This window comes from Lysinibacillus sp. ACHW1.5 (assembly GCF_022014815.1).
GTDB classification, from domain to species: domain Bacteria; phylum Bacillota; class Bacilli; order Bacillales_A; family Planococcaceae; genus Lysinibacillus; species Lysinibacillus capsici.
This window is the reverse complement of the sequence record NZ_CP091777.1, coordinates 4,457,955-4,477,011: the sequence shown is the minus strand read 5'-3', so window position 1 is coordinate 4,477,011 and position 19,057 is coordinate 4,457,955. Positions and strand designations below refer to the sequence as shown.

15 protein-coding genes are annotated in these 19,057 nt (G+C 35.9%); 7 read left to right on the top strand and 8 right to left on the bottom strand.

The window, feature by feature from the left end; translation table 11 throughout:
- The first annotated feature begins 36 nt into the window (after positions 1–36).
- Together L6W14_RS22545 and L6W14_RS22540 are read left to right on the top strand one after the other, a co-directional pair.
- Entirely contained in the window at positions 37–2,778 is a 2,742-nt protein-coding gene (locus L6W14_RS22545; protein WP_237898926.1) for an ATP-binding protein, read from the top strand.
- 5 nt (positions 2,779–2,783) lie between these two features.
- Positions 2,784–3,638, top strand: coding sequence for a CheR family methyltransferase (locus L6W14_RS22540; RefSeq protein WP_237898922.1), 855 nt, complete (start codon positions 2,784–2,786; stop codon positions 3,636–3,638).
- A 39-nt stretch (positions 3,639–3,677) separates the two neighbouring features.
- Here L6W14_RS22540 and L6W14_RS22535 read toward each other — a convergent pair whose 3' ends face one another.
- Entirely contained in the window at positions 3,678–4,826 is a 1,149-nt protein-coding gene (locus tag L6W14_RS22535) for a SpoIIE family protein phosphatase (RefSeq protein ID WP_131521772.1), read from the bottom strand.
- 151 nt (positions 4,827–4,977) lie between these two features.
- Positions 4,978–5,985 carry an HAAS signaling domain-containing protein gene (locus L6W14_RS22530; protein ID WP_237898919.1) on the bottom strand — a complete coding sequence of 336 codons (1,008 nt, stop codon included), beginning with the start codon at positions 5,983–5,985 and terminating at the stop codon, positions 4,978–4,980.
- A 130-nt stretch (positions 5,986–6,115) separates the two neighbouring features.
- Between L6W14_RS22530 and eis the strand changes: the two genes are divergently transcribed.
- Positions 6,116–7,372 (top strand): GNAT family N-acetyltransferase, encoded by a 1,257-nt coding sequence (gene eis, locus L6W14_RS22525; RefSeq protein ID WP_131521774.1) that lies wholly within the window; start codon positions 6,116–6,118, stop codon positions 7,370–7,372.
- A 17-nt stretch (positions 7,373–7,389) separates the two neighbouring features.
- Here eis and psiE read toward each other — a convergent pair whose 3' ends face one another.
- The gene (psiE, locus tag L6W14_RS22520; protein WP_237898918.1) at positions 7,390–7,842 is read right to left on the bottom strand and encodes a phosphate-starvation-inducible protein PsiE; all 453 of its coding nucleotides are present in this window, start codon (positions 7,840–7,842) and stop codon (positions 7,390–7,392) included.
- 207 nt (positions 7,843–8,049) lie between these two features.
- On the opposite strand from psiE, the gene L6W14_RS22515 reads away from it, so the two are divergent.
- Complete coding sequence (locus L6W14_RS22515) at positions 8,050–8,274, top strand: hypothetical protein (RefSeq protein WP_004233486.1); 225 nt, start codon at positions 8,050–8,052, stop codon at positions 8,272–8,274.
- 55 nt (positions 8,275–8,329) lie between these two features.
- Here L6W14_RS22515 and L6W14_RS22510 read toward each other — a convergent pair whose 3' ends face one another.
- Both L6W14_RS22510 and guaC read right to left on the bottom strand, forming a co-directional pair.
- Positions 8,330–10,060: a methyl-accepting chemotaxis protein gene (locus tag L6W14_RS22510; protein WP_237898917.1), complete on the bottom strand. Its 1,731-nt coding sequence runs from the start codon at positions 10,058–10,060 to the stop codon at positions 8,330–8,332.
- 194 nt (positions 10,061–10,254) lie between these two features.
- Positions 10,255–11,238 (bottom strand): GMP reductase, encoded by a 984-nt coding sequence (guaC, locus tag L6W14_RS22505; protein ID WP_004233490.1) that lies wholly within the window; start codon positions 11,236–11,238, stop codon positions 10,255–10,257.
- Positions 11,239–11,473: 235 nt separating this feature from the next.
- On the opposite strand from guaC, the gene L6W14_RS22500 reads away from it, so the two are divergent.
- Positions 11,474–11,893 carry a VOC family protein gene (locus tag L6W14_RS22500; protein WP_016992246.1) on the top strand — a complete coding sequence of 140 codons (420 nt, stop codon included), beginning with the start codon at positions 11,474–11,476 and terminating at the stop codon, positions 11,891–11,893.
- A gap of 61 nt (positions 11,894–11,954) precedes the next feature.
- Here the strand turns inward: L6W14_RS22500 and L6W14_RS22495 are convergent, their stop codons facing one another.
- Positions 11,955–13,904 carry a methyl-accepting chemotaxis protein gene (locus tag L6W14_RS22495; protein ID WP_131521777.1) on the bottom strand — a complete coding sequence of 650 codons (1,950 nt, stop codon included), beginning with the start codon at positions 13,902–13,904 and terminating at the stop codon, positions 11,955–11,957.
- A gap of 279 nt (positions 13,905–14,183) precedes the next feature.
- Positions 14,184–16,133: a methyl-accepting chemotaxis protein gene (locus L6W14_RS22490; protein WP_237898916.1), complete on the bottom strand. Its 1,950-nt coding sequence runs from the start codon at positions 16,131–16,133 to the stop codon at positions 14,184–14,186.
- 225 nt (positions 16,134–16,358) lie between these two features.
- On the opposite strand from L6W14_RS22490, the gene L6W14_RS22485 reads away from it, so the two are divergent.
- A complete protein-coding gene (locus L6W14_RS22485) occupies positions 16,359–16,739 on the top strand; it encodes a VOC family protein (protein ID WP_131521779.1) in 381 nt (126 codons plus the stop codon).
- A gap of 86 nt (positions 16,740–16,825) precedes the next feature.
- On the opposite strand, the gene L6W14_RS22480 is transcribed toward L6W14_RS22485, so the two are convergent.
- Complete coding sequence (locus L6W14_RS22480; protein WP_131521780.1) at positions 16,826–17,572, bottom strand: hypothetical protein; 747 nt, start codon at positions 17,570–17,572, stop codon at positions 16,826–16,828.
- A 282-nt stretch (positions 17,573–17,854) separates the two neighbouring features.
- Between L6W14_RS22480 and L6W14_RS22475 the strand changes: the two genes are divergently transcribed.
- On the top strand, positions 17,855–19,054 hold the full coding sequence (locus tag L6W14_RS22475; protein ID WP_237898914.1) for an acyl-CoA dehydrogenase family protein: 1,200 nt from the start codon (positions 17,855–17,857) through the stop codon (positions 19,052–19,054).
- Positions 19,055–19,057 lie beyond the last annotated feature (3 nt).

Below are 19,057 nucleotides of genomic sequence, written 5' to 3'. Positions count from 1 at the left end.
ACTAAAGTAAAAGAAAGGTAAAGGTAGGAAAACCAAATGTTAAATAGATTAAAATTGGGTATACGCTCAAAGATTTCATTAGGTTATATCGTAATCATTCTTTGCCTACTTGCGACGGTTGTCATATTAAATAATCAAATTACATCTTTGCAGAAGGAAAGAAATTTTATTATTAAGTACGATTCCAATGTTCTAACTTTAACGAATGAAATTGAAAAATATATATTGGATATGGAATCAAGTCAGCGAGCTTTCATCATTACGGGTAAGCAAAGTTATTTGGAACCCTACGATAATGCAGCTGAAAATTGGAAAATAGATTTTAATGAACTCTATCAACAAATGAAAGATAAACCAGCTCAGCAGGACAAACTTAAAGAGATAGAGGAAACAATTGAACATTGGATTGCAACGTCAGGGGAACCAACTATTCAATATAAAAAGGATAATGATGTAGAAGCAGTAAATGATTTTTTTAAAGTGGATAATGGTCGTCAGGATATGGAAAAAATGCGCAAATTATTCGATTCATTCCGTGCCACTGAAAATGCTTATACACAGGCGAAGGCTAGTCAGTTAGACAAGCGAAATAGTAAATTAACTAGTGCTTTATTTGGGATCTTAATTTTAGTTTCTACAATAGCCATTGCCATCGCTAGTGGCATTTCCCGTTCAATTGTAAAAACGATAACAGAAGTAACACAAACAATTCAAGAAATAGCAGCTACAAAAGGTGATTTCACAAGAAGAATTCATGTGAATACAAATGATGAAGTGAATGAACTTGCTAATGCAACGAATACACTTTTAGAGTCAGTTGAAAAAAGAGAGTGGCTACAAAGCAATGTAGCTGAAATCGTGACAAATTATCAAGGTATTTCAGCAATTACAAAATTAGCGGAGACTTTCCTATCAGAAGTAGCACAAAAAACCCAAGCATCCCTTGGCGCATTTTATGTTCGGGAAGTTACAGAGAACCAAGTACAGTTTGTGAAAAAGGCTGCTTTTGCTGACACGGATGATGGTGTTGGTATGGAGAGTTTCAAAATAGGACAAGGGTTAATCGGTCAATGTGCATTAGAAAAAAGAGTACTATTCTATGATAATATTCCGAGAGACTATCGTTTAATCAAAACGGGATTAGGTGAGATTAGACCACAAAATATTTTATTGATTCCTGTCATTTTTGAAAATGAAGTTATAGCGGTTGTTGAAATAGCAACAATGGCTAAGTTCAGTAAGTTACAGCAAGAACTCGTGAGACAGGTCACTGAAACCTTTGGGCTAACAGTGAATAGCGTTTTAGGGCGTATGGAAATTGTTCGTCTATTGAATGAATCAAGAGCAATGACTGAGGAATTACAGGTTCAATCAGAGGAGCTTCAGACACAATCTGAGGAATTACAAATGCAGACGGAAGAGCTGACAATGATTAATGAACAGCTTGAGGAACGCACGAAAGAGGCAGAGTCCAAATCAAGAGAGCTAGAGAAAGCGAAGAAGGAATTAGAAGAAAGTGCAGAGCAGCTTATCCTTAATTCCAATTACAAATCCGAATTTTTAGCGAATATGTCACATGAATTAAGAACACCTTTAAACAGCATATTAATATTATCGGAAATGCTAGCAGAAAATAGCCAACACAATCTAACAGACGAGGAAGCAGAGTTTGCTAAAGTTATTCATTCTTCAGGAGAGGACTTACTTGCTTTAATCAATGACATATTAGATTTATCTAAAGTCGAGGCAGGGAAGCTTGATATTATTTTTAACGAAGTGAATATGAGCGAAGTACCTGTACAAATTGAACATACCTTCTCACCAGTTGCGAGGAAGAAAAACTTAGCATTCCATATTTCAAAGGCAGATCATGTAGTGGATGTATTCTATACGGATGAGAAGAGATTCCAGCAAATCTTAAAGAATTTATTATCGAATGCCTTTAAATTTACTGAGCAGGGTTCTGTCACATTAGACATTAACCAGCTTACACCAGAACAACTAACAAACAATATGCAGGATATAAGTACTGATTGGTTAGAAATTACAGTTTCAGATACAGGAATAGGTATTCCAAAAGACAAACACCAGCTGATTTTTGAATCATTCCAGCAAGCAGATGGAGCTACGGTCCGAAAATATGGTGGAACGGGTCTTGGTCTTTCTATTTGTAAGGAATTTGCCAAATTACTTGGTGGCTGGATTACTTTACAAAGTACTGAAGGGCAAGGTAGTAGCTTTACGTTAACGCTTCCGAGCCTACCAAATGGAATTGAAGAGGAGCACTGCCAAAAGCTTGCCATGAACGAAGTGGCTGTTACGACGGTGGAAGAGGAACAAATCAAAGAGCAGCCAGTAGCAATGGAAGAAGCCCTTCAACTTGAGGTTGAGGTGTTTCAAGGGAAAAATATTTTAATAGTTGATGATGATAACCGTAATATTTATGCGTTAAAAACGGCATTAGAAAAAAGAGGCATGCACATTCTAGTTGCCAAAGATGGGCTAGAATGTTTAGAGGTCTTGCAGGCTAATCCAGATATCGATCTTGTTCTGATGGATATAATGATGCCTAATATGGATGGCTATGAAGCGATGACTATTATTCGTCAGCAAATGAAACGTATCGATTTGCCAATCATTGCATTGACTGCTAAAGCGATGAAAAATGACCGTGATAAATCATTGCAGGCAGGTGCATCTGATTATATTAGTAAGCCATTAAATTTAGATCAATTAATATCAGTTTTAAGAGTATGGTTAGTTTCTAAGGGGAGTTAATGAACATGGAACAATTTCAGCCTTTGGAGCAAAATATACAATTAAATAAGCATACAAATTTAGAAATTGATTTGTTACTAGAGGCTATTTATCGTTTATCGGGCTATGATTTTCGTCAATATAATCGTTCATCCATTTCGCGCAGAATCTACAATAGGATGGGGATAAATAACATCCCAACGATTTCACGTGTACAAGAAAAGGTCATTCATGATAAAGAATTTTTAGAGCAGATATTAAACGATTTTTCGATAAATGTAACAGAGATGTTCCGCAACCCAACCTTTTTTAAGGCCTTTCGTGAAACGGTCATCCCCGTTTTACGAGAATATCCAGAAATCCGTATTTGGCATGCAGGTTGTGCAACAGGTGAAGAAGTATATTCTATGGCTATCTTGCTTCAAGAAGAGGGGCTAATAGAGAGATCTGTAATTTATGCAACAGATATGAACGAGCAAGTATTGGAAAAAGCTAAGAAGGGGGCCTTTCCAATTCATAAAATGCAGGCATATACAAAAAACTATATGCTTGCTGGAGGTGCCCATGCTTTTTCAGAATACTATCAAACAGATTATCAATATGCTTACTTTCATCCAACATTATTGAAAAATATTATTTTTGCTCAACATAATTTAGTAACAGATCATTCATTTAATGAATTTCATGTTGTTCTGTGCAGAAATGTTCTTATTTATTTTTCACCTAAGCTGCAGAGCCAGGTACATCAATTATTTTATGAAAGTCTAAGTGACAAAGGTTTTTTATGCTTAGGGGATAAAGAAACATTGCGATTTGAAGAGGTTATTTCAAAGTATAAGGAGATTTCTGGAAACGAAAGAATTTATCAAAAAATGTATTAATGAGTAAGAGGCTATCTTTAACGGATAGCCTCTGCTTTTTTATATAGTTTTAGTGCTAGCTTGAATCATTAAAACACACATGTCATCAGGCTGATTCTCTTGTTTATCCTTAGGCAAAAGGTTATCGATTAGGCATTGTGAATAATCCCACTTGGAGGATGTTAGCGTTTGCAAATGCTTTTCTGATTCTAATTCACAGGGTCCCATTGCCTCTAATACACCGTCTGTAAATAACACGATTTGAATGTCATGCTCATATTGAATAGATTGCTTTTTTACTTTTATTTCATCGAAGAAACCGACTGCACAGCTACCCTGATCTAATGGAATACATGATTTTTCATCGATTAGTGCATATCCAGGAGGATGGCCAGCATTTATGTACTCGACTGTTTTTTGCTCTGTATCAATGATTAAATAAATCGCTGTAAAATAATAAAGATTATTCTCTTTCCCATCTTGTAATAGCGTCATATAACGATTCAGTTCTTGGATGACAAGTTCAGGTTCCACCAATTGCTTAACCGCCTCTCTTAGAACAGAGGAGATGAACATACAAACCAACGCTGCCGATATACCGTGACCCATCATATCCAATAATATAATGGCATAACGATGATCGTCTATTTTGTACCAATAATACATATCTCCTGCCAAATTAGAGGATGGTAAATAAGAAACTTCAATACGGATGTCCTTCTCATTTAACGGTGGGCTAAGAAGACTCCTTTGTACATGGGTTGCTAAATCTAGTTCATATTGTATTTTCTTTTCATGCTGTGTGTGCCAGTCTAATTCCGCCTTTAAACGTAAGGCAACACGCATTCTGGCAAGCAACTCTGTTTTATTAATTGGTTTAGTAATATAATCTACACCACCAATGTCTAGGGCTTCTGCCAGTTTGTTTTTATCCTCAAGTGCTGTAACAAAAATGATTTGAATATCTTTTAATCTCTCATTTTGCTTAATGCGTTTGCAGGCCTCAATACCATCTACTTCCGGCATCATAATATCTAACAAAATTAAATCTACTGAATTTCCTGTCGGATTGGGTGCATCTAATTGTAAATAATCAAATAGCTCATAAGCAGATGAAAGAGAAACACAGTTTTCATAACCTGCATTTTTTAGTATTTTCTCAATGACAAATAAATTGACTTGATTGTCATCAACTAGAAGAATGGTCATAGTACTTTCCCCTTACTCTGATTGAATTGTGCAGATTATTTTTCATGTATATAAAATACTTTCAACTTTATCATTATACAAAACATCAAAGAATAAAGGTATTTTGGCGATTTGAATGTGTGATTTACTAAATACATGAATTAAAAGGAATTTATATTTTCGCCTTTTTAAATCCTTGGTAGATATCAAATGCATTTGCTAAAACAGCAATAATTATACTGACAAGTAGGATTTTATCAATAGTGAAGGCAACTTTAGCTGAGGTTGTTTCTGTTATAGCCGCAATATAAGGAATAGAGGCGCTGTGAATAAAATCTTGGTGTATCGCTATTAAAATAAACACAATTGTTCCTACACTTTGAAGTAGTGCATTAGTGATGGCGATAGGCATTGTCCACTGTCCTGCACGCCATTTTAATAAGGTTAAAGTTAGACTTAGGATAATACATAGTAAGACCATGGGAACAAACGCTTGTAAAATATTTTGATTAAAGATAGGCATAACAAATTTCAAGCTGCCGTTGTCATTCGTTGTATAAATACCTAAAAGACGATAGGCATTCCAGTAAACAAAAGAAAAAATAAGTATTCCTAAAAGGCTAAAAATCGTATCACTTATAGGAATGATTTTATCTTTGGGAATCTTTTTAATTTGTATTAAATCATCAGGTGACCATGGCTTGGTATCTCTCAGAAAAGGGATCGAAAACTTTTCAGCCCCAGAACGGTCCTTAATAATAAAAATAACCGTAAGCCAAAACAAAACGTGAAATAACACAGCAATAATTGCAACAATAATCCCTACAAATGCTGTAATAATGGTTGTGAGAAGTGCTTCTTCTCCAGAATAGAGAACCATCTTCTCTATTATTTGAACAATGATCGTAATAAGAATTGCCCAAGGAATAATTAGCTTGATGGTTCTTGTATATTGTTCAAAATTCTTTGGACCAATTAAAAAGTGGGGAGTAACCTGATAGCTCGCAGCAACTTCTGAAGGGCTTCCAAGCTTCCTAAGTACTTCCTTCACCTCAGATTCTGTATATTGCTCTGGCAACATATCCTCAATAGTAGCCTTTAGTTCAACCTTGATTATCTCACGTTTATTTTTATGTAGCCTTTTAGTCACTTCGTGAATATATGAATCAATTAAAGTCATACATTTTCCTCCTTTAATCATTTTCAGTACTCATTAATTGGTCGTGGTAATATATGTTATTATGGGGTATAAAAATTAATATGAAAAATTCGTGAACAACATGCAACAATTTGAAAATGGAGGGGACATAATGAGGGTCGTAGAGAAATTATTAAAAGAGCAAGATTTTGTAGCCTTTGTAAATATCGTTGTAGGTGCATATCCAGGAAGATTGAATGGAACACATACAACAAAAGAAGAGCTGAAAAAGCATTTTATGCAAAATCAGAGCAACGATGAATCTCTTCATTATTATGGACTTTGGGAAAAGGACAAACTCATTGGTGGTATGCGACTACATGACTTTCAAATGAATCTATTCTCTAAAATGTTACCAATTGGTGGGGTAGGACTTGTTGCAGTTGATTTATTACATAAAAAAGAGAAGGCTGCAAAAGAATTAATCCAACATTTCTTTAACATCTTTTTAGAAAAAAATATTCATTTTGTGGCTTTGTATCCGTTTAGACCAGATTTTTATAAGAAAATGGGTTTTGGCTATGGACCGAAAATCTATCAATACTTGGTAGAGCCTTCGAGCTTCCCTAAAGGACCAACCAAAAAGCACCTTAAATATTTGACAGTTGAAGATCAACAACAGCTAGTAGATTGCTACAACAGGGTAGTAGCAAAAAAACATGGGATGTTTCTTAAAACACAATCGGAACTATCTTTTATTTTTAATAATCCAGATAACTATGTGATTGCAATGGAACAGGAAGGTACAGTTCAGGGCTATATTGCCTTTTCTTTTAATAAACAAAGCGATAGTAATTTTATGCTCAATAATTTGGTCATTAAAGAGTGGATCTATGAAACTCCTGAGGCTTTGCTAGAGCTTAGTACATTTTTAAACAGTCAAGCGGATCAAGTAACCCGAATCGAATGGAATACACAAGAAGAAAATGTCCATTTCTTTTTAGAGGATGTAAGAAATGGTACAAATCATTTAATTCCAAGTGTATATCACGCAAGTGCCGTGTCAGGAGTTGGTCTAATGTACCGTATCATAAATGTGAAGGGCTTTTTTGATGAGCTCCTAACACGCAATTTTAACGGTGTCACTTTGACATTTAAATTGAATGTTATGGATTCGTTACTGGCAAAAAATAATCAGCAACTTATTGTTGAGGCTGTTAACGGTACAATTAAATTGCTAGAAAGTGATAGCTATGATGTTGAAGTAACGATAGATGTAGCTGAGCTTTCATCACTAGTAATGGGCGTCGTAACGGTCCAAGAGCTATTTATGCTGAGTCGAATACAGATTAGCGATAATCAGTATTTACAGGCTTTACAGCAATTCTTCTATGTGTTTGAAAAGCCCACATGTATATCGGCATTTTAGAATGGGCGTGAGGGCTTTTAATCTTTTTTGATGAGAATGGAAGAACGTGTTGGCCTTTCAAGTGGCGTTATATTGATAATAAAGTAGCTTATGATTAGTATGAGGATAATTAATGAATAAATTAACGTATTTAGAGGATGATCATGCTCCACAATAATTAATCGAATCATCGCTGTGATACCTATATAGATAAAATATCGAAGTGGAAAATGGTAATCCTCCTTAAAATATTTAATGATCATTGTGATGAATTCGAAATATAAAAAGAAAATAAGAATATTGGCAAGGAATAGTTTATAATCACCATCTTCCTTAGCGAATAGTAATATTTTAAGAAATTCAATTAGCTCCTTAAATAACAAAAAACAGAGAATGAGTGCTAATAGTACAAGGCAAACATTGAGAAAGAGCTGTAGAGATTTTGGCACAACTTTAATGAGCTGTAAATAAGTCGTATTTTTTTGCTTCATCCCATTCCTCCAATCGAGTTTTGTAAATACATCATCATATGGTCGAGTAGCTGTGTATTATGATATAAATATAACAATTTGTCGTAAATCTTTTCTTATGATTTTGTAAAGTTTTGGTATATTTTAATGAAAGAAAGTTTTCAAAATAATTTAGTGGTATGCTAAAATAGATGTGCATGAATATAAAATATAAAAGGGGTTTTTAAAATGGCAAAAGCTGCAAAAACTGATGCGAAAATTACACCAGAACGTTTAGAAGAAGCGTTAAATGTTCGTGATCGACTTATTATCGAGCTACTGGTACAAGTACTTGATGAAAAGCTAGTAATTGAGCGTCCTGTATTACGTGAACGTCTAGGAAACCTTGTAGATCTAGCAGATCACGATGCAGAGCTTAAGGAAACAATCCACGCAGTAATTAACAAACTATAATGTAAAAGAGGAATGCTACGGATATGCGTAGCATTCTTTTTTATATAGTATTTTATCATGTAAAGCGTTCTACCAAGTCGTACATACGCTCTGCCTCTGTATGAAGCTCCATAGAGGAGTGCATGATAGATGTCACCGCTGACTTTTGTTCGTCAATAGAAGCATTAATTTGTTCAGTAGCTGCGGCAGATTGTGTAGCGACACTTGCTATTTCATTGATGGCGTTCATCACGACTATTCGATTTTCCGCCATGTCATTCATTCCTTTGTCTAAAGAAACAAGGTGCTTTGTAATGTCATGAATGGAGTCTGCTAGGAAAGTAAAGGCTCCCTTTACTTCCGTAATCGACATTGCCTGATTTTGTGACAGTTGGAGCGTGTGTATCATTTTTGAATCTGAATTAGCGGTATCGACCTCAATACGCTGTAATAGATTTCTAACCCGATTCGTGGCTTCATTCGTATCCTCAGATAAATGACGGACTTCCTCAGCTACGACAGCAAACCCTTTGCCATGTTCACCTGCACGGGCTGCTTCAATACTTGCATTTAGTGCTAATAGATTTGTTTGTTCAGAAATGGATGTAATTGTTTGTACGACTTGATGAATTTCTTTCATTTGGCTCGTCAAACTTGAAAAAGTTGTTCTCAATTCCTCAATCACTTGCGTAAACTCACTTGAATTTTGAAGTAATACATCTACTTTTTGTCTACCGTTTTCTTGAGATTGATTAATGATATTCATATTTTCTGTAATCTCACTATATTTATCTGTAGCATTTGAGATAAGTGAGGACAATGTTTCTACTTTACTAATGGCCATTTCTGCTTCCTCAGCTTGTACTACAGCTCCCTTAGATATATCATTGATGGCTTGATGAATTTCATCAGCAGAGGCAGTCGTCTCCTCAGTAATGGCACTCAGCATTTCTGAAGAAACGCGCATTTGGGACGCGCTATCCTTTGTATTGTTGACCATTTCGTATAAGCTACGTTTCATATTATTCACGTTACTAGCTAGTATACCGAGTTCATCTTCTGTAGTAACAGGTATGTCATCACCAGTTAGCTTGCCTTTAGCAATATCAGATGTAATGACCATAATTTTTCGTATATAGGTTGTCATTCGTCCAGAGAAGAACCAGAAGAGTGATACACCAATAATCGTTGCAAGGAAGGTCATGCCTAGTGTGTAATATAAAACATTTTTTGTACCCGCATTAAAGTCCATTTCGTATGTACCAGCTGCTATAATCCAGCCCCAATGCTTGTCCTTTTCTACATAAGTAATCTTAGGCGCAACAATTTCAGGATTTGAGGGAAGGGCCCAATCATAACGTACATATCCTCCTCCAGCATTTGCTGCTTCAATCATTTCTCGTACAAAATAGCGCCCATCCTCTGTTTGTAAATCTGAGATATTTTGTCCTTCTAGAGAGGGGTGGGTTTCAACCATACCACTATCTTGGAAAGCATAGAAATAAAAATTATCTCCATATTTAACGGGATTATCAATGGATCTTTTGTTATCTTCATTTTTATGACCAACGATCTGTGTTCTAGCACTTTCCTGAGCTTCCTCTAGCGTTAATTTCCCATTTTGAACTTGAGTATCTAACTGTGCAATAAGTTCAAGTATGCCAAGTGTGCCGTTTTTAAGACTATCTCTACCTACCTGATCGAGTTCTCCTTTCACGACCATATAATTGACGGTTCCAACTAGGCCTGTTGATAGTAGAATAACGATAATAGCGAGACTAACAAGTTTATTACGTACTGATTTCATAAGATACAACCCCCGTTCCTTCATTCCTTCAATATAGTTCTATTATAATATATAATTTTTTAATAAAATAGAAAATTCTGAAAATAAATATTGTCTTTTAAGTGAAGAGTCCCAAAAAAATAACCACAACAAAGAGTAAAAAGCAGCTCTTAATTGGGGTGATGTTGAAGCTTAAAATAGCGGATTTACATCGATTAGTATACTTTGTCTCCATTGAAAATAGAATTCTTCACGATCACATAATCAACATTGCGAATAGCCTCTAGCTTTGTGCCACCAGCATATGAAATAGATGACTGTAAATCTTGTTGCATCTCGATTAATGTATCTTTGATGCTACCTTTATGTTCAACGTACATTTTCTTACCTTCGACGTTTTTACGTTCGCCTTTTTGGAATTCAGAAGCAGAGCCGAAGTATTCCTTCACTGTTCTACCTTCGATTTCGATTGTTTCACCAGGTGACTCTTCATGACCAGCGAATAATGAACCGATCATTACCATTGAAGCACCAAACCGTACAGATTTAGCGATATCTCCATGTGTACGAATGCCACCATCAGCAATAATTGGCTTTGTAGCAGCCTTTGCACACCAACGTAGTGCAGCTAGTTGCCAGCCGCCAGTACCAAAACCTGTTTTGATTTTAGTAATACATACTTTACCTGGTCCAATCCCAACTTTTGTTGCATCTGCACCAGCATTTTCAAGCTCACGCACCGCTTCAGGTGTCCCTACATTACCTGCAATGACAAAGCTTTTTGGTAAATGCTTTTTAATATGCTGAATCATACGAATAACAGCATTTGAATGACCGTGTGCAATATCAATTGTAATAAAATCAGGTACTAAATTAGCAGCTGCTAATTCTTCGATAAATGTATATTCCTCTTCTTTTACACCAACGCTAATAGAAGCAATTAAGCCATTTCCTTGCATTTCTAGAATAAAGTTTCGACGAGTTTCTGGTTGGAAACGGTGCATGATGTAAAAGTAACCGTTTTCAGCAAGTTTCTTAGCAAGATTTTCATCGATAATTGTTTGCATATTTGCAGGTACTACTGGCAGTTTAAAAGTGTGACCACCTAAAGTAACAGAAGTATCACATTCTGAACGACTTTCTACAATACATTTTGCGGGAATAAGTTGAATATCCTCATAGTCAAATACGTTATCCATTATATACACTCCTAAAATACGAATATTTTTCAAGATTTAATTTAAATTGTTCGCCATTTGGTAATTTACATGATTTTTGAGTAAATGTCAAAGCTTTTGTGAAAATAAATAAAAAATTTAAAAAGAAAGGAGCAAACTTACTTTGAAGATGAAATATTCTAGTTATAATTTGTGTTATGTTTTGTAATCCATGTACAATAGAATTGTTTCAAAAAATGACAAAGGAGTGTTGAAAATGGCAGTAGAGGTTTATTTGAATTTTAATGGAAATTGTCGAGAGGCAGTTGCGTTTTACGAAGACGTTTTTAATACGGACAAGGCTGAAATTATGACGTTTGGAGAGACACCACAAAATCCAGACTATCCATTACCAGAAGAAGCAAAAGATCTTGTCATGCATACACGACTTATTGTATTCGGTAGTAGAATTATGTTCTCAGATACATTTCCAGGCATGCCATTTTCCACAGGGAATAATGTCACATTAGCTGTTGTATCCGATGATGAAGAGCAAATGCGTCAAGCATTTGATAAGCTTAAAGAAGGTGGTAACGTGAGAATGGAGCTTCAAGAAACATTTTGGAGCAAATGTTACGGCTCACTTACAGATAAATTTGGCGTTGAATGGCAATTTAGCCATGAGGTAAATGAATAATGAAATAACATGATAAAAGCACGATGATGGGGCTAAACCAAGTATCATCGTGCTTTATTATTTAGTAGTTAAAACGGTCTACATAGCCTTGTAATTCATCTGCCATATCAAGCAATGTTTTAGCAGAAGAGGCGATTTCCTGCATGGAAGATAATGTTTGTTCCGTTGAAGCGGCAACCTCTTCAGATGCAGCTGCGTTTAGTTTGGCATGGTCTGACAGTTCAATAGCAGTTGCGGATACCTCCTCTACAACGGCAGACATTTCTTGTGCTGAAGCTGATATATCCTCCATTTTAGGAGCAATTTCACGAAGACTTCCAACGATACTTGAAAATTTCTTTTTCGTATCCTCGGATAGCTGTAAACCTTCTTGAACGTCTGCAGAAGCTTTCGTCATCGTTTGTACAGATTTAGCGGTATCTTGTTGTATACCTGTAATTAGAGTAGAAATTTGCTCTGCTGATTGATGAGATTGCTCCGCTAGTTTACGTACTTCATCTGCTACAACTGCAAAGCCTTTACCGTGTTCACCTGCTCGTGCTGCTTCAATAGCAGCATTAAGAGCAAGAAGGTTTGTTTGGTCTGAAATTGCGCTAATAATTTCTATAATGGAGCCAATTTCTTTTGTACGATCAAATAAGGATTTAATCATCGTATCGGATTGAGCCACAGAATCATGAATGGATACCATTTGATTAACAGTGTGCTCAACAGATTGACTACCTTCCTCCGCTAATTGGATGGCCTGGCTGGATAGGTCTGAAACTTGTAGAGCACTATCTGCTACCTCTACAACACCCTTTGCAATCTCCTCAATAGAAACAGCATTTTGATCGATTCCCGTTGTTTGTTTTTCCGTACTAATCGCTACCTGTTGCATAGCCTCTGTCACTTGCTCAGATGCAGCGATATTTTGCTCAGCATTCGCTGAAAGACCTTGTGCCGAGGTTTGAACATGTTGTGAGCTTTGATCAACATTGCGGATCAGTCTTTTTAAGCTAACTTTCATTGAGACAAATGCTTCAGCAAGCTGTCCTATTTCATCTTTCGTATGAATATCAATATACTCTGTCAAATCACCTTCACTAATTTTAAGAGCACTTTGCTGTAATTGTTTAATTGGGTTAACAATAGATTTAATCATTGAGAGCATAAAGATAATACCAACAATAATAGAAATACCAATAATGAGTAATGTAATAGTAAAGGTTGAGGTAGCAGCGTTAGTAGCCTCTGCAATGAACATTGTACCAATTATCTTCCAGCCTGTGATTTCATTTGTTTCAAAGCGTAAATGACGGTCACCTTCAGTAATAATACCTTCCTGCTTTTCGTAAATTTTTGAAACATAATTTTCCGTTGCCTCTGTGCCGCTTTCCTTATCTTTTTGAGCAATATATAACTTATTATTATCTAACAGAGAGGCAAAGCCCGTTTCTCCAATACGTGTTTGATCTGTCAGTGCACTTAGAAGAGAGATATTTAAATCTAAGGCAATTACGCCAGAATCATCAGGAAGAGCTTGCATAATTGTCACAACGATGTTATTTGTTGATTTTGAGATATATGGAGAAGTGATGGATACATGCCCTTTATTATCAATGGCTTCTATATACCAAGGACGTTTACGAGGATCATAATCACTTGCATAGTCATGGACAGGTTCATCAATGATTCGCCCATCAGCAGTCCCTATGTATACTAGCTCGACTTCTGGGTGTGTATTTATATATTCCTGAAAAAGACCTTTTAATTCAGCTTTTTTATCATCTTGTAAATAAGACTGATTTATTTTCTTGGCAAAATATTCGATATCATGAACTCTAGGAGCAATTGTATTAGTAATATTACTATTAAGCATACGCACACTTTCCTTGGCGCTTGCTTGCTGCTCTGCGAGTATTTGATTTTTGGTACTTTTAAAGGAGGTATACCCGATTAAAAGTGCGGGAATGAGAAGTATGACTAAAAATGCAAAGATGAGTTTCTTTCTTAAACTAATTCGTTTCATATAGTATTCCTCCTTAAACGACATTATTGAAGTGAAATACAACTAACTACTTGATTGGTTTTATTACATTAGTAGTCTCCTAAGTCGTTCAAATGTTTAATCTGATTCTAAGAGGAAAATGAATAATAATCAATACAATTTTCCGAAAAATCTGTAAAATAAAGTTATGTAACGCTATTATTTGTAGAAAAATATCCTATTTTGTAATTTTCTATCTTTTTGGAATAGAAAAAATCTGAGTTCAATACTATCTTGAACTCAGATTTAGCAGTTAAATAATTAATATTTAAAACGATTGACATAACCCTGCAATTCATCCGCCATATCGAGTAGGGTTTTGGCAGACGAAGCCATATCTTGCATAGAAGATAAAGTTTGTTCCGTGGAAGCGGCAACTTCTTCTGTAGCAGCAGCATTTAATTTTGCGTGATCGGAAAGTTCAATAGCGGTCGCTGATACTTCTTCTACAACGGCAGACATTTCTTGAGCAGATGCTGAAATATCCTCCATTTTCGGCGCGATGTTTCGAAGACTTTCGATAATACTCGCGAATTTTCTACTTGTATCTTCTGTCAATTGTAAGCCCTCTTGAACATCTGTCGATGCTTTGACCATTGTCTCTACAGATTTTGCTGTATCTTGCTGAATAGTAGTAATGAGCGCAGAAATTTGCTCTGCTGATTGATGAGATTGCTCTGCTAATTTACGTACTTCATCAGCCACTACCGCGAAGCCTTTGCCATGTTCTCCTGCTCTAGCAGCTTCTATAGCTGCATTAAGTGCTAATAAATTCGTTTGATCTGATATAGCACTAATCATTTCTAAAATGGACCCGATTTCTTTCGTGCGATCATATAGTGCTTTAATCATTGTATCTGATTGCGTTACAGAATTATGGATAGAATTCATTTGCTGTACAGTTTGTTTGACAGATTGTCCACCTTCTTCTGCCAATTGGATAGCATGGCTAGATAGGTCAGAAACCTGCATGGAACTGTCTGCTACTTCAACAACGCCTTTAGCAATTTCTTCAACTGAAATGGCATTCTGATCAATACCTGTAGTTTGTTTTTCTGTACTAATTGCCATTTGGTGCATGGCATCAGCAACTTGCTCTGAGGTAGCGATGTTTTGTTCTGCATTAGCAGATAAATTTTGAGCGGCTGTTTGGACATGTTGTGAGCTTTGATCAACATTACGAATTAATTTTTTTAAGCTCACCTTCATAGAGATAAAGGCTTCTCCAAGCTGACCAATTTCATCTTTAGAATGGATTTCAATAAACTCCGTTAAATTACCGTCGCTAATTTTTAATGCGCTTTGCTTCAATTGATTAATTGGGTTAACAATAGACTTTATCATGAAGAGCATGAAAATAACGCCAACGAGAATGGAAACAATAATGATAATTAAATTTATATTTAATGTGGATGCCGCAGCTTTTGCAGCTTCCGCAGTAAACATCGTACCAATTACCTTCCACCCAGTTAACTCATTCGTAACAAATTGTAAGTGACGGTCTTTTTCAATAATCGTACCGCTTTCCTGCTCATAAATTTTTGTAATGTAGCTTTCCGTTGCCTCTGTACCACTTTCTTTATCTGGCTGAGCAATGTAAATTTGATTGTTATCTAAAAGAGAAGCGAAGCCCGTTTCTCCAATACGTATATTATTCGTAATGTCACTTAATGTAGAAATATTTAGATCTAATCCTAATACACCGGAACCATCTGGTAATGCCTGAGTAATTGTAATGACAATGTCACCTGTAGATTGTGTAACATATGGTGCAGTAATTGAGGTCTTCCCATTATTAGCTAAAGCCTGCTTATACCAAGGCCTTGTCCGAGGATCGAAGCCATCAGGATACTCTTGAACAGGCTGATCAAATAGTTTGCCTTCAGCAGTTCCAATATATATCAGATCTACTTCAGGGTGCATGTTTACATATTCACTTAATAATGACTTTAGTTCTAAAGTGCTCTCGTCTTGAAAGTAAGTTTCACTAAATTTTTGTGAAAAATATTGTACATCTTTCAATTTGGGTTCAATCATGTTTGTAATATTGGAATTTAGAATGCGCACACTTTCAGTCGCACTTGCCCGTTGTTCCTCTGAAATTTGCTGTTCAGCACTTTGGTAAGATACTATTCCAATCAATAGTGTTGGAATGAGAAGCATGGCTAAAAACGAAAAAATAAGCTTTTTTCTTAAACTTAGTTGTTTCAATTGTATTATCCTCACATAATATTTTATTCTATACTTTTCCCTTAAAGGTAAATAATACTCATTCTATCAGAAATAAAAGAAAAGTTAAGTACTTTGAATTAATTATTTCTTAGTAATGTATATCATTATCAATTTTTCGAAATTTCCCTAAATTGATGGCATTAGAAGCTATATAAAGCCGCTTTTTGATGTATACTAATGCTCAAAAGAGGAGGGAATGAAGACATGATTCATCAAATTGGACAGGTAATGTTATATGTTAATGATCAAGATGCAATTGTGAAATTTTGGACAGAAAAAGTGGGGTTTGTTGTCATTTCTGAACAGGAAGAGGCAGGCATACGCTGGATTGAAATTGCACCAACTAAGGAAGCTCAAACATCCTTTGTGCTTCACAACAAAGAAATTATTGCTAAAATGCAACCTGATCTAAATTTAGGAACACCTTCTATTATGTTTTACGCTGATAAAATTGAAGAGATGTATCAAGATTTTCAGGCAAAGGGCGTTAAAGTAGGAGATCTAGTCATGATGCCAATGGGTAGGGTTTTTAATTTTGCTGACCCTGAAAATAACTACTTTGCCTTGGTTGAAAAGAAAAAGTAAATAACGGAATCTGCTTGTTTTTTGTTAGAGTTAAGTAAAAATGAGCAGATTCCTGTTTTAGCTTATTTAATAGCTAGATTTGTGGTCTATGATAAATCTTCACCAAAAATACCAACCGTTTGTCGATCTATTACAAATTCATGGCCATTCCATTTTAAAATATTTTCTACATAGCCTAATCCATCAGCATGATATCTACCTGCAATTTCTTGATATCCTAAAATTTCATACGTTCCATCTCGGTCGTAATCAACAGGATATAGTCCTCCAAAAGGATCTACCCAGCCTTCAATCGGTTGCTTCAAGGTGCCATCTGGATTATAAATTTCAGCTAAGTAGTCGGCTCCTTTATACTGTAAATCAATTGTGTATTTAATAGCAGGATTAAAACTCTGAACAACAGCCTTATAATGATCTACATAATTGACCTTATATTTAAGTTTATTATTAAAAGATTCTGCATCAAAGATGGAACGAACTTGATTGTTGATGGAGGAAAAAATCTCACCATTTACAATTCCGCCGCTACCTCCTGTATCAGACACAACCAGAATATCCTCAATATGATTACCAGTAAAATCGCCCAAGAAAATAGTCGGATTATAGCCCATATTTTGTTTCAATGGAATTTGCTCCATTTGTCGTGTTTGACCATCAAAAATAGACAGTGTTAGATTTCTCCAGAAAGGACTATCAGGCTGTTTAGTGCCCATTAAAAAAATGGTTTCAAAAAAACCATCCCCGTTAATATCTCCAAACTTAGTTTGAATAACTTGTGGAGCAGAATGGGTTATGATTCCACCGTTTAGTGGTGAATTTAAATTATTGGTCATATATGCACCTCTTTCATTAGTCTTAGCATATGTTGTAAGAAAAGCTTGGTGCATAAATCAAAGGTAAAAGTTGAAACTTTGTAATACATATTAAACTTACAAAAAAACTTGAATATCACCCATTGACATTTTCTAATGCGAAAAGTATTATAAGTGTCAACGAATCAGAAAATTCAGTACCAAATAGTATCTCACTACATTCATGTAGCAAGAGATTTTTTTTCATTATCAATCCTTAGTAAATTTATACGATTTATATATATTGGGAAGAAGGAGATTCATTTGAAGAATTTATTTGTAAAAACAGAGCGACAACGATATTGGCTAGATCAGCTAGCTGCTATAGCTGAGCCAATCAAGGCAGAGGCTGTTGAGGTAGATGAGCAATCTCGTTTTCCGTTCGAAGCACATCGGTTACTTTTACAAATTGGCTATCCTCAACTTACTTTACCGAAACAATATGGCGGAGAAGGGTTATCTGTCTATGATATGGTCCTCGTACAAGAGACGCTAGCAAGCTATGACGAAAATGCCTCTCTTTCCCTTGGGTGGACATTAGGTGTTGTCGGTGAAATTTATGAAACTAAACTATGGACTGATGATCTATTAATAGCTTTTGCTGAAGAAATAAAGAGAGGGGCCATGATTAATAGAGCGGTTAGTGAGGCGGCAACAGGTAGTCCAACGCGAGGAGGGCGGCCAGGGACAAATGCCATTTCTACTAAAGGAGGCTGGCTAATAAATGGGCGCAAGATTTTTACGACTGCGTCTCCGGTGCTCGATTATTTCCTTACCTCCGCTTGGATTGAAGAAAAACAGCAAGTTGGCTTCTTCCTCATTCATAAGGATGCAGCAGGTCTATCCATTGAGGAGAATTGGGAGATGTCTGCAATGCGAGGCACAAGCAGCCACGACCTTGTATTAAAGGATGTGCTTGTTGCAACTGAACATTTAGTAGAGTTACCAAGTCATCCGAGTGGTGGCAAAATAAATGGCTGGATACTCCATATCCCAGCAACTTACTTAGGTATTGCACAAGCAGCCCGTGATTATGCTATTCATTTTGCTAATCACCATCAACCGAATAGCCTGAATGCGCCAATTTGTACGTTGCCAAACGTACAACAGCTTTTAGGGGATATTGAATTAAAGCTCCATCAAGCTCGTTTTGTCTTATACGGAGTGGCTGAGGCTTACGATGATCCTGCTAGACGTGGACTAATAACAAATGAAATGGCAATTGCTAAACACACGATAACAAACATGGCAATAGATATAGTCGATAAAGCGATGCGTGTAGTGGGGGCAAAAAGCTTGCAACTATCCAATCCATTACAGCGTTATTACCGCAATGTTCGTGCAGGGCTTCATAATCCACCGATGGATGATATGACGATAATTAAATTAGCGACTGCCGCTATTGAACAGCAGAAATTATGTGAACATCAAGCATTAAATCACGTGAAAAATAAGGAGAAATGACAT